Source organism: Arthrobacter sp. Dra40 (assembly GCF_059091905.1).
Map to the genome: position 1 here is coordinate 1 of NZ_JBNHHB010000157.1, position 11,968 is coordinate 11,968.

Annotated in this window: 14 protein-coding genes; 7 read left to right on the forward strand and 7 right to left on the reverse strand. The window is 60.1% G+C overall.

Features of this window, described 5'->3' with window-relative positions; translation table 11 throughout:
• Positions 1-109: 109 nt before the first annotated feature.
• Positions 110-718, reverse strand: coding sequence for a helix-turn-helix transcriptional regulator (locus tag AC5RWT_RS28725; RefSeq protein ID WP_494083163.1), 609 nt, complete (start codon positions 716-718; stop codon positions 110-112).
• Complete coding sequence (locus tag AC5RWT_RS28730; RefSeq protein WP_494083164.1) at positions 718-984, reverse strand: sigma factor-like helix-turn-helix DNA-binding protein; 267 nt, start codon at positions 982-984, stop codon at positions 718-720. The genes AC5RWT_RS28725 and AC5RWT_RS28730 overlap by 1 nt, the downstream gene beginning before the upstream one ends.
• Positions 985-1,489: 505 nt before the next feature.
• Here AC5RWT_RS28730 and AC5RWT_RS28735 point away from each other — a divergent pair.
• The 4 genes from AC5RWT_RS28735 to AC5RWT_RS28750 all read left to right on the forward strand — a co-directional run bounded on the left by AC5RWT_RS28735 (position 1,490) and on the right by AC5RWT_RS28750 (position 5,097).
• Complete coding sequence (locus tag AC5RWT_RS28735; RefSeq protein WP_494083165.1) at positions 1,490-2,395, forward strand: Abi family protein; 906 nt, start codon at positions 1,490-1,492, stop codon at positions 2,393-2,395.
• Between the two features lie 221 nt (positions 2,396-2,616).
• The gene (locus AC5RWT_RS28740) at positions 2,617-2,928 is read left to right on the forward strand and encodes an immunity protein CdiI family protein (RefSeq protein ID WP_494083166.1); all 312 of its coding nucleotides are present in this window, start codon (positions 2,617-2,619) and stop codon (positions 2,926-2,928) included.
• Between the two features lie 582 nt (positions 2,929-3,510).
• Positions 3,511-4,416: a DDE-type integrase/transposase/recombinase gene (locus AC5RWT_RS28745; RefSeq protein WP_494083167.1), complete on the forward strand. Its 906-nt coding sequence runs from the start codon at positions 3,511-3,513 to the stop codon at positions 4,414-4,416.
• Positions 4,417-4,716: 300 nt separating this feature from the next.
• Positions 4,717-5,097, forward strand: coding sequence for a hypothetical protein (locus AC5RWT_RS28750; RefSeq protein WP_494083168.1), 381 nt, complete (start codon positions 4,717-4,719; stop codon positions 5,095-5,097).
• Between the two features lie 19 nt (positions 5,098-5,116).
• Here the strand turns inward: AC5RWT_RS28750 and AC5RWT_RS28755 are convergent, their stop codons facing one another.
• From AC5RWT_RS28755 to AC5RWT_RS28765, 3 genes are all read right to left on the reverse strand, one after another.
• On the reverse strand, positions 5,117-5,362 hold the full coding sequence (locus AC5RWT_RS28755; protein ID WP_494083169.1) for a hypothetical protein: 246 nt from the start codon (positions 5,360-5,362) through the stop codon (positions 5,117-5,119).
• A 47-nt stretch (positions 5,363-5,409) separates the two neighbouring features.
• Entirely contained in the window at positions 5,410-5,973 is a 564-nt protein-coding gene (locus AC5RWT_RS28760) for a recombinase family protein (protein ID WP_494083170.1), read from the reverse strand.
• 175 nt (positions 5,974-6,148) lie between these two features.
• Positions 6,149-7,915: a zinc-ribbon domain-containing protein gene (locus AC5RWT_RS28765; protein WP_494083171.1), complete on the reverse strand. Its 1,767-nt coding sequence runs from the start codon at positions 7,913-7,915 to the stop codon at positions 6,149-6,151.
• Between the two features lie 486 nt (positions 7,916-8,401).
• On the opposite strand from AC5RWT_RS28765, the gene AC5RWT_RS28770 reads away from it, so the two are divergent.
• The 3 genes from AC5RWT_RS28770 (at position 8,402) to AC5RWT_RS28780 (ending at position 9,821) form a co-directional block, all read left to right on the forward strand.
• Entirely contained in the window at positions 8,402-8,695 is a 294-nt protein-coding gene (locus AC5RWT_RS28770) for a hypothetical protein (RefSeq protein WP_494083172.1), read from the forward strand.
• A 250-nt stretch (positions 8,696-8,945) separates the two neighbouring features.
• Positions 8,946-9,293 carry a hypothetical protein gene (locus AC5RWT_RS28775; RefSeq protein ID WP_494083173.1) on the forward strand — a complete coding sequence of 116 codons (348 nt, stop codon included), beginning with the start codon at positions 8,946-8,948 and terminating at the stop codon, positions 9,291-9,293.
• 81 nt (positions 9,294-9,374) lie between these two features.
• Complete coding sequence (locus AC5RWT_RS28780) at positions 9,375-9,821, forward strand: hypothetical protein (protein WP_494083174.1); 447 nt, start codon at positions 9,375-9,377, stop codon at positions 9,819-9,821.
• A gap of 1,271 nt (positions 9,822-11,092) precedes the next feature.
• Here AC5RWT_RS28780 and AC5RWT_RS28785 read toward each other — a convergent pair.
• Both AC5RWT_RS28785 and AC5RWT_RS28790 read right to left on the reverse strand, forming a co-directional pair.
• Entirely contained in the window at positions 11,093-11,293 is a 201-nt protein-coding gene (locus AC5RWT_RS28785) for a hypothetical protein (RefSeq protein WP_494083175.1), read from the reverse strand.
• A gap of 135 nt (positions 11,294-11,428) precedes the next feature.
• Positions 11,429-11,968 (reverse strand): hypothetical protein (locus AC5RWT_RS28790; protein ID WP_494083176.1); only part of this gene is annotated, 540 nt, incomplete at its 5' end.

The following is an 11,968-nucleotide window of genomic DNA, read 5'->3' on the forward strand; positions in this document are numbered from 1 at the left end:
TGGCGTGGCAGGAAGAGAACGCCGGAAAGAGCCGGGCCATTCCAGTGTTTGAGCAGGACGGAGAAACTGTCATAGGAGAGTTCGTCATCGGAGGACGATAGGTTTGGAGCTACCGCCGGCCCAGCAGCCGGCGCAGGAATGGGACGGGCTGGCGCCCGTCCTTTTCCATGTTCACGCTGGCCTGTTCAGGGTGGTCATGCCGTGCGGTCAAAGGGTGGTCAGTGGCCACGTTCACCGGCTGCTGAGCAGGTTGCTCAGGGTGTTCACGCTGAACACCCTTGCCTGCCTCAAGCATCCGTAAGGCCATCGCCTGAGTCTGAATCATGCGCTCACGCTCAGCCGCCACAGCCTCAGCAACGGCGGCGCGCTGCTCCGCTGTGGCCAGTTGCTCACGCACTTTGGCCAACGCTTCCCTCACCGCTTCAAGCTCAGCCTGTGTGGCTGTGTTCAGGTGGTCAGCAGGTGGCTGTTCAGGCTCAGGCTGGACATGTTCACTGGACGTGCTCAGGTGGTCACGCTGGCCAGGGTCAGTGAACCGAAAGCCAGCGGCCAACAGGTCAGGAACAGGGAACCGCCACACACCGGAACCGTCCTTGTAGGCGTGGGGGGACTTACCGGCATCACGGTAACGGCGCAGCGTGGAACGGCTGGCGCCTGTACGCTCCACCGCTTCGGTGAGAGTCCAGGCAGGACGTGTGCCCGTGGCTGTGGTGGTCACTAACTGGCCAGCTTCCGCGCCTTGCGGCCGCGTAGGACCAGGTTCTCAGCAGCCTTAGGCGTGCACTGGAGACGCTCGGCAATTTGCCGGTTGGTCAGCCCCTCGTCTTTCAGGTCAGCGGCCTGACGCTGGCGCTCAGCCGCGCGTGCCAGGTACTCATGACGTGGCTCCGCCACAACAGATCGGATGTAGCGCGGTGAACAGCCGTATTGCTCTGCAGCTTCCCGCGCCGTCATCTTTCGACGGGCCGGCGTCTGTGCGCTCATAGGACCCCACCCCTAATCAGTTCGTCTCTGGCTATCTTCTCAGCGGCCCGTACGGCGGCGGTTGAAACGCCGCCCTTCAGACCGCCCTTGCGGCCTCGCTCAGCCTGAACCTGACTGAATCCCTCACGGGTGACGTTCCGGCCCAGCCCCGAGTTAGCCGAAGCCCTACGGGGCAGCGTCCGGGGAATCCAACCCATAAGCTGCGTAGCCAATTCGCCCAGCGAGTACAGGTGTAATGTCATCTCCAGTGTCCGAATGGAGTACACCTCAAGCTGACGTCAGCAGAGCTCCGAAAAGTGCGTCAGCTTAGGGCTGAGGATCATTTTTCATGACACTTGCCGCCCCAAGTCTTAAGTGCCAAGCTGACGCAACATGCCGGCCCCAACCCCCTCCAATATCAGCAAGCCAAACTAACTCGGGTATAGTTGAATGCACTACGACCGGTTCCGCCTACTTCGGTAGGTCCAGGGCCGGTCTTCACTTTGTCTCGGCGAGGGAGGCGCAGTTGCCGGCAGCCTTGAAGGCGTTTAGGACCTATAAGGAGCAGGTCGATCTACTCGCCTCCCGAGGGATGGATGTTGGCGATCGGAACGCGGCGATCAAGCATCTCCAGGACGTCAACTACTACCGACTGAGCGGTTACTGGTACCCATTTCGGCGCCAGACCGGGCATCACCGTGAAGACGATTTCTACCCCGGGACGACTCTGCCGGACGTCATTAAGCTGTACAACTTTGACGAGATCCTCCGAACGTCAACCTTTGCCTGCCTAACCCCCGTCGAACTATCTGTTCGAGCTCTGCTTGGTCATGAGCTTGGCATGATCGACGAGTGCGCCCACCTCCACCCCGGACTGCTTAACCCGCGTGCATCCCAGGGCAATGTCTATGCGACTTGGCTTCAGCGCTACAAGAAGAATCTGAAGGAATCGAAAGAAGACTTTGTAAAGCACCACCATGCTAAGTACGGCGGAACACTTCCCGTTTGGGCTGCAACCGAGATCCTTGATTGGGGAGCGCTCACCTACCTGTACGGTTTTTCGCCCCGCCACATCCAAGACAGTGTCGCCGATAAGTTCGGTCTGGCTGCACCCCAGCTTGAGTCGTGGATGAAGTCGCTAAACGTCGTACGGAACATCTGCGCCCACCACGGACGACTCTTCAACAAGGTTCACGCGATCAAGCCAAAACTACCAAGTGTCGGCCAATACCCAGCTCTCGATAAAGCGCGCAACGATATGAACCGGACTTACGGACAGCTGAGTCTCATTCAGCACATGCTCAAGCATCGAGGAATCGGACGTCCGAAGCTGCTGCCGGCGGTGCTTCGCGGCTACCCAGATGTAAAGCTACTGCCTATATCGCACATCGGCGCCCCATCGGACTGGGCCGCTTCCGCTCTCTGGAGCTGAGATTCCGTAGCGCCCACCCACGAATATATTAAAAGACCAAGACGCTCACGTTGCGGGTCACTCGAACTCAAGTGAGGCTGCGTGGCCGGTGAACGGTCCGATATCGTGTCGCGTTAGCCGGTCCGGTACCGCTGCGGCTTCCGCCCTGCGACCCTGGACCGGATCTGAGCCGTTTCCCTGCGTCACGATCCTGACTCGGGCCGGCTTCGTAGACTCGGTGCATGAGGACTACCGGCCCGCGCCGCAGAATCCGGTTCTTTCCCGACTACGGCCACGGTCCGCTCTGGGAAAGCTACACCGACAAGTACGCCATGGAACCGGCAGATTACGGACTCTCGCCGTCGCTATCAAGCGACCTTCAAGCCTGGTTCGAATTCTGGGAGCGCCACTTCGCGCCATTCACCGGCTGGGACTCCCCTGAAAACCGGGAGTCGTCACGGAACGCAGCACAAGAGCTCATCGGACGCCTGCGGGAGGAAGTTGCGGACATCGCCGAGGTCGTCGATGAAACGGACTGGATCTTCGACGGCTAACGACAAGTCGCTGGTGGACCGCGGTCCGGGCCGGAACCCCATCCGCGACGCATAGGACAGGGCTCTCTCAGGGCCGGACCCGGTTTCGCCATTCGCTTCTCAAAAATCCCGTCAAACACAACCGGTATCGCGCCATGCCGGAAGATCACTATCTGACGGTTATATGGTGGCACAGTCATGCGGTGCACGGATTAATGAATGTTGGGGAAAATGCGGAAATTTGGGGCTGTTTGTTTGGGTATGTCGGTGGCCTTGGTCTTGCTGGCAGGACCGGTCCTTCCCGCTTCGGCGGCAGCCAAGGGACCGACCGCGGTCAGCAAGGTAACGGCGAAGACATGTGAAGTCTCATGACTTATTGGACAGTTATGTCTCATGACTGTGTAGACACTGTGTCTCAGGGCTTCGTGGACACTTCTGCGGGTTTTGCTCTGAGGCGTGAGCAACCCACAACCAGATATCAAGGTCCGCCATGCCGTAGCTACTTGGCCAGAAGACGCCCCTCGCGGAGCGGTCACCGCGTTCTGCAGAACCCATAAAGTTTCCCGGGCTTGGTTCTACCAAGTCCGGAGTGCGGCCGCAGACGTGGGCGTGGTGAAGGCGTTGGAGAAAAAGCTGCCCATCCCGCGCAACACTCCCACGGCCACCCCGCCGGCCATGGTGGAGCTGTTACTGGCGACCCGGACCAGCTTGGAAGAGGGAGGGTTCGATCATGGCCCGCTCTCGGTGATCGCGAAGCTGACACGCCAAGGCCTCGAGCCTCCCTCGCGGGCGACCGTGGCCAGGATCTTCTCACGGGCCGGTGCCGTGGTCCCGGAACCTAGGAAGCGGCCACGCAGTTCCTTCAAGCGGTTCACCTACCCGCAGCCAAACGCTTGCTGGCAGATTGATTCCACGGAATGGCCCCTGGCCTCCGGGAAGACGGTTGCAGTCTTTCAGCTCGTGGATGACCATTCCCGTCTGGCTTTGGCCTCGCTGGTCGCGGCCGGGGAAACCAGCGAGGCTGCGATCGCGATCGTCACACTGGCGATCGAGCGTCATGGCGTGCCGCAAAAATTCCTCTCGGATAACGGGGCGGCGCTGAATCCCACCCGACGCGGCCGACGCGGGGCCCTCGTCGAATTCCTCAAGGCCCGCGGGGTTGAGCCGATCACCGGCAAACCCTACAAACCGACGACCCAGGGCAAGAACGAACGCTTCCACCAGACGCTGCACAGGTTTCTTCACCGGCAGCCGCCGGCGGAGTCCATGGCCGTCCTGCAGTCACAGATCGATGTCTTCGACCGTTACTACAACACCGAACGCGTCCATCAGTCCCTGCCACCGAACATGACCCCCCAAGAGGCATGGGAAGCAACGCCCAAAGCGCCGGCACCATCGCCACCCGGACCTGCCGCGACAGGGACCGGACGGCAAAGCACCAAGCGCATCGTCGGGGCCATGGGAAACGCCACTGTTCTCGGAACCAACTTCAGGATGGGCAAGCACTAAATCGGTTCGACGGTGCACATCCTGTATGACGACGCAGAGATCCTGTTCTTCGACTCCCGAGGCGCCGAGATCATCAGCCATCCCCGGCCCCCGAAGGGAACACGCTACGTCGGCAACGGCAAGCCAGCTGGCATCATGGCCGATCCCTCCGCAGCAGTCCGCAAACGAAAAGCACGACCCGTGAAGGCGGCCACCCAGGATGCCGAGAGCCCATCGCCCAACAGCAAGTGTCTACAAAGCTCTGAGACAACGACTGTCAATGGAGACATGAGACATGAACTGTCCACGAGGACCTGAGACATGACAGTAACGGCGAAGACATATAAGAATCGTTTCGATGAAATCGAAAACCCAATGACGGGCAAGCGGGGCAAGGTCAAGGGTTCCCTCACTTGCCTGAAGATCTCTTCGCATAAAAAATGGGCCGGGCTCTATGCGACCACGGTCTACAAGGGCTCGCAGGCCAAGAGCCGGAAATACGTCGGGACGATCATCCTGGACAAGGAGTATGACGAGGATCCCTGCTTTGCTTCCGGGAAGACCCGGGCAGACGCATCCAAGTTGAGGAAGCTGGGCATGTACGGCCTTGAACCGAAGACGACCTACACCTTCGAAGTTCACTCCTCTGGCGGCGGCTCCCATAAAGACACGCTCAAAGTCGTAAAGGCCAAGACGGCTTAGGCGGCTGCCCGGTGCCCGCTTAGCTCTTGAGCACCGGATAATCCCCATCTACCGTGGCCATTGTTTCCATCCATGCCATGGCCTCCCGTGCCTGGTCCAGTCCTGCCAGCGCGTCGCTAATCGCGGCTCGGCTTTCGGGGTGTTCATTGTTTGAGCTGTCGCGGCTCATGACGATCCGGCCCTGTTCGGACAGTTGTTCCAGTTGGAACCTGAGGGTTCCCAGTGCCTGGTAGATGTCATCAGCGGTGCGTACCTCGGTGCCCATGGTCTTCCCTTACCGTTGCCTTGCTTTTATTGTGCCGGGTGGTTCGGTCAGTCAGCGTCCATGCTCAGATAGCGGTAGACGGTGGCGCGACTGGCGCCGATGATCCTGCCGATGTCGGCAGGTTTGAGGCCCTGGGCTTTCAGCTCGCGGGTGCGTTTCACCTTCCGGTCCTGTGCGGTGACCTCCGGCCGTCCGGCCCGCCGCCCGTGGGCGGCGGCTGCGGCCATACCCGCCCTGGTCCGTTCGGCCAGCTGGTCGCGTTCGAGCTGGGCGAAGGCGGACATCACGGTGAGCATGGCCCTACCCATGGCACCAGTGGTGCTGATGCCCTCAGTCAGGGATCGGAAGTGCACGCCCCGCCCCTCCAGATCATCAATCAGGGCCAGCAGGTTCCGCGTATTGCGGCCCAGCCGGTCCAGCTTCCAGACCACCACCTCGTCCCCTTCCCGCAGGTGGTCAAGCATCCGATCCATTTCCGGGCGGCTGGCCCGCGTGCCGCTGACTCCGTGGTCTGTAAAGATCCGCTTGCAGCCGGCAGTCTTCAGCGCCGAATGCTGCAGATCCGCATTCTGGTCCACCGTGCTGACCCGGGCGTACCCGATACTTGCCATACTGCTCCCCGAAGTCCCATCAAAGGTCTAATTTCCTTCTGATGAGAATAACATGCGTGAGACATATTGATGAGACAAGCCAGATCCCGGGAACCCGGGACCTGGCCAGTCGGGAGGAGGGGCCAAAGTTTTGTCCCAGCAACCGGTCCTTTGACGAGATGTATAACGGGGCCCATCACGCCGCCGCGGCCAACCACTCCTTGATGTGGGAGAACGTCTCGTTCGGCCTGGGGGCCGTCGAATAGACCTGCAATTCAAGATAGTGCGGCAAGTCGATCCCGAGTTTTGGCAGATCGTCCTCCCGCAGGCGCACGACGCGGTAGCCGGCAGCGAGCAGGTCACGACTTTTACGCCGGTCCACCTCCATTTTGGCTTCTGGTCGGTGCCAGTAAGCTCCGTCGTACTCCACAGCCACCTTCACTCCCTTGTGCTCAACGAGGATGTCGACCGACCACCGCTTCCGGGTACTGAATGCAGCGTCCCGTACGAACGCGCCCGACTTCACTGTCGCGAAGAGCGACTTGGCGGCATCAAAGTGCTGCTTCTCTACCCGGGATTTTCCGCTCTCACGGCATTCCGGGCATTCGGAGCCGTTAGAGCGGGAGGAAAGGTCGGCTTCCCACCGATGGGAAGGGTCGACGGAGCAGATCCACCGAGGAGTGAAGGCCGTACGGCCGTGGGGCCGGACATGCCAGGGGCTCACAGGATTCGCGGGATCCCATTCGGCAGCCAGACCGGGGTCCACCCATCCTAGGGAGTCCAAGATCGTCTCGCATCGCGGGCACCGCTGGCGCTGGTACTTGTTCCGGTCGCGGACAGGCTCTTCCCACTCATAGCCGCAACAGTCGGCCCTCCAATAAGCCATCCTCTTGGAATCCGGACCGACCTTCTCAGGCGTCCACTTCCCGTTCAACGTCGGGTGCCACTGGCTGGCAATCTCCGGCAGAACCTTGGCTAGGGTTGCCGATGGGCCATTTCCTTTCGGCGTGCGGCAGAACTGGCAGCCCGAGCTGAGAAAGGTGCTTGGGGGCACCCTCGGGTGATGCCCGTTCTTGCAGCGAAAACGCCGGGGCACACCGCCGGCGGTCATCACCACGCGGGGGTCGGCTTCGTCCGCCCAGGCCGAGAGAAGCTCCGGAATATCGGAAACTGGGGTCACTTTCAGCCGCTCCCATTCAACACGCCACGCGGCGCGGCGCTCCTGCTCACACTTTGGGCACTCTGCCTTGCCCGTCATCCAGTACACGGCGGCAGTGAAGAGGTGCCCACACGCTGGGCACTTCCAGTGGCACTCCCTATGGGCGCGAGCAGTAACGGTTGCCCAGAGCGAGGCGTCGTTGAGGTCATGGTTCCACCAAGCCAAAGCTGGGTTCTTGGAGTCGATGAACAGGTTCTTGGCCCCACGAGGCTTTCTCGCGAGCGAGTTGCTCGACTTCCCATTGCGTGTGCAGACACACCCCCAGCCGATGTCGCCCATGCGCTCGGCCTGCTGGATGCCACATCGCCTGCAGCGGGTGATAATTGGCCATCCGCCGCTGGGCAGTTCCACGATCTCTTCGACCGGCTCGAAACCGTTCCGCGCCAAGTGTTCCGCAACTTCAGCCTTGCTGACGGTATCGCGGCGTCGGGACATGATGTCGGCCTCGATGGTCCAGACGACCCAGTAGCACCGTCGGCACGCGGGCTCATCACGCGTGCGCAGTTCGAGGAGGTAGTCGAACTTGTAGTCGCACTCGGCACCGCAGAGGCGGCAACGCGTGCGCCAGCGTTCGGCCTTGCCAGGGAATGCCGTCACAGGATCCATGCCCAGCTCGCCGAGGATCTCCCCAAGGCACGGCTCGCACCACGCCGGCTTCGTTCGCGTAGTGAAGGCCGCCGGGTTGGCGCAGCCCGTCGTCGAGCAGGTCTGAGACGCAATCGGCATGATATCCCCCTTGATCATTTGCTTCCTGCGCTTGAGACCACGCTAAGCCGGAAACCAGCTAGCACTCATCGTTGAGATCACAGGTTATGCGCTCCGCCAGAAAGTTTAGCGACCGAAGCCGGGCCTCTCTCCGGCGCAGTCCGCTCTCAGTGGTCAATAACGCCTTCTCCCCTTATTTTGACTGACTATGATTCCGGCAACGAGTTCCGACAGCTCGATCCAGGCCATTCCTCGGGTGATCATGGAGGTCGAACTGACAGGGTCTCAAACGGTCGTATTTGACCTGCCTAACCGCTTCACGCTGCCGTCCGCAATCTGCTGAGTTGAGAACGCCCAAAGATCGATTTCCCTGTCAGAGGCATGGGCTTGACTGGCTTCTGGGCGGTCTGGTCTATGACAAGTTGGTGGCCCACGGCGAAACGGAGCACCAGGACGTTGACGCGCGGCTGAACGTCAAGCCCGGCAAGGGTGACCCCCGACCAGCTGGATGAGAGGAACCCGGATATGCGAACAACTTCCCTGATCCTGGCGGCAACCGCGCTGCTGTGGTCAGCAGCAGTCTCTGTGATGATGCTGGCGTCAGAGGGATGGGCCGCGGTGGGCTACCTTGCCTTGCTCGTTTACTCCTCTCCGATCCAGCTCGCTCTTAGTATCGTCTCCACCGTCCTGGCCATCCGGAAGACCGCTTCCGGAAGGCTGCGCCGCACGTCGAAGACGATCGCTGTCATATCGCTCGTCTCGTCGTCAATCCAAGCCTTACTGTTCCTGCCGGCCTTACTGTTCATCCTGACGACCTAACAGCCGCGCTCTTCCCTTCACCGCAACCACTTACACACCGAAAGCCCCCGTCCAGACGACGGGGGCTTTCTCTATGCCCCTGAAAGCGAGGTGCTCCCATGAGCATCGCCACTGATACAACCCAGACCGAAACAGCAGCCGGCACCGGGACCGTCCCCACCGTCGACGCTCGAAATCCAGCTCATGGTCAGTAGCGCACTGATCCGAGGTTGGGTAGGTGCAGCGCCCGCTCATCAGGCAGGAGGCAACCATGGAATGGGCGTACGCACTGAAGCTCCTCGCCGGTATCGGTGGGAAAACTTTCGCTGAAAAAGCTCCTGGGATCCTCCGCTTTCAAAACGGATCACTTTGTCCGCAAATCGGAAGCGAAGAAGGCCGGCATGAAGATCGGGTATCGAGATATGCGCCGCCTGGTCCAGGACGTGGAGCTTTTCGAGCTTTTGCGCGCCCCAGCAGGGAAAAGTTCAACGAGAAGGTCCCTGCCCTCCGGAAGTGCATCAAAACTAATGACGGCGTGGTTAGCGATGAGCATCTCGACAGACTCATGGAAGTCATAATCGACGCCTACTTCGAGTGCTGGCGTCCACTGCGCCTGTAGGATTCAGGGGGTTTATGAATTTCTACAAGAGGGGGACTTGTGTTGTGTAAGGCGCAGTTGAGAATTGGGGTAGGCGCGATAGTGGTTGGTGCTGTGGCCGCGGTCGGGCTTACCGGCTGCGCTGGTTCCAACGCACAGGCCGAGGAGCCATCGCCTGTACCTACGGTGACGACCACAGTCACGGCCACCGCTGAGCCTGCGGCGTCGGCCATTAGTATCGAGCCGGGCGGCGGGGCATACCCGGATGATTTTTTCGTCAGCAATCTAAACGATGACGTAGACGATCTCCTAACCGGGTATTTCAAGGACGAGGCACAAGTCGTTGAATTTGCGCTGTCGATTTGCAATGCATTTGAGCGCGGAGACGGCGTTGACCACATCAAGGACGCAATCACCAGTAACGCGGACGGCGACCACCGGGCGGAGGGTGACCTGACCATTGTTTCCATGGACTCGACGTTCAATTACTGCCCGCAACATAAGGACCTGTGGCTGGAAGATGGCGATGACTGGGTGACGTATAAGTAGCAGCATCTGTTTTGCCTGCGTGACCGGGAGAGAGTGGTCAGCAGCCAGCCCCGCCGGAAGAGTGGTTGGGCGGGGCTGGCTACTACTGCTAATCGCGGGTTACCTGTCGCGTACCCATTCGCGGGTGGCGAGGTTGTAAGTCGCCCAATACCCGCGTGGGTCTGCAAGAGATCCCTCGAAGAACTGGCGTTCGCCGTCTTCCGGAAGGTCAGTCAGCGACCTTTCCCGGCGCATTACTTGCTACGTCCTGCACCGTTTTTGCTCCGGTCAGCCAAGATATAGCCCTGTCCTGCGCGTTCGGTCGGCGGCAGCGTCTCGCCTTTGACTACTGTCCGTTCGACGTTCGTCCGACCCCCGCGAGGACCAACCATTTCGTACTGCCCTGAAGCTGGGGCAGTATTACCGGGCTTGAGTTGCTTACTCATTGAATTGCCTTCCCGCAAGAGGCGGTGAGACACACCGGCTCGCCCGCACAGCGCCATTTAGTCGCAGTGCGTCTGAGCCTGTAGGCTTGGGGCATCTTTCCCGAGATATCCTGGCCTCAGTCTGGCACCTTGGTCCTCAGAGACATTGTGTCAGCTGAGGCCTTTCTTTCTTGCTGATACAAACACTACATCTAGTGGTTCCGGCCAATCGGAACCCCAAGATGATGTATTACAAGTATGTCATTCCATTCCCATGACCGTCCACAGCCCGTGGGGATATCTTTCGGTGGTTAAACAGTTGAATTTCCGGGCTTTTCGATCCGTCGTCCACAGCCTGTGGATTCCCTGCCCACAGCTCGGAAAAGTATCGTGTCGCCGCTTCCTGGGCGTGTCGTTCATGGGGTGCGGAGTACTAGATGTTGTGGTCGATCAAGCCTATTGAGGATAACTTGATTCCACCTTTACTTTGTCCTGAGCTTGAAGCGAAAGAAACCCGCCCACGCGGAGAGAGTTCGCGGGGCGGGCTTACCTAAGTGCGGTCTATGCGCTCAACCTTGCTCCCCTTAAAGAGAGTTCATATTAACGAAGTGCGGGATGAGCAGAGCTTCGAATAGTGGCTGGCAGGCAGGAAAGCGTAACTCGGGATGCCGGTACCGGGGTACGAGTCATCGCAATGCGACAGGAGGGCGAGGCGCAGCCCCCAGAAGGCAACGCCGATAACAGCGCATATGACGCGGATAGCGGCGCCGACTCGCCTGCATGTACCCGTCAACTGGTTTCAGCCTTCGCGGAGCGTAGAGCCAGCATAAGGGAACCCATTATGTACAAAAGCAAAGAGTGAGTGGTTCACCGATCGCCAGCGACGAAAAGAACAGCCGAACAGACAATGCAGAGCGCACCGACCAAGCCCAGGGAAAGTAGCGCTTTCCGCTGAGTCCCTAAGGGTTCCCCTTCCCGTCGTGGCCGTGCAAAGAAGAGGCCATAAATGGCCGATCCAATATTCAAAGTCACACCGACGATGAGGAGCATCAATGCCTGCTGCTGCATCCCCACATCCTTGCACCGCCAACTTGGGGGAACCATTAGGGTGTGGGGGATGCCCCGATCAGCAGCTAAGCGGCGCCCGCCCGTACATAGTGACCACGGAAGCGTACGGGTATCCACGGCTACAGGAGTGGGAGGTCATTTCTGGGGCCGCACCGCCGTGTCGCTCTTCAAGACAAGCCCCAATGACTCGCACACCTTTTCGTCCCCGGGGATAACTGCGGCACGACCGTCTTTGAGCACGCATACGGTCAATGGCTCAGGAACCGGGGAGGAAAAGCTGGGATCATGCAGGTCTGGATGTGCGGTGCCGTCAGGATCGTCCGGGTCCAACCCATGCTGGGCCCAAACATCGCGGCACACGGACAGAGCGTCTTCGATCATCACTGTGCTGTCCGGCCGCTCTGCGGTGCTCGGAACTCCCAATGTCACGGTGGTTCCAGGGAACTGGTTACCGTGGATTTCAGCTCGTGCCAAGCACGCTATCGAGCTCTTGTCCGTCACGGGCAGCTGCATAACCACTGCCCCGCCGGTTGCCGCAAGGGCGACGGCGGCTCCGGCAAGCACAACCCTCTTGCCTGTAGTGTTCTGGAATTGCCTGTTCTCGGGAGTGCCGTCCTGCGCGACGTTGACCAGGAGCGCCTCGATGGCTGCGCTGCGCTGCGCGTTGAAGCGGTA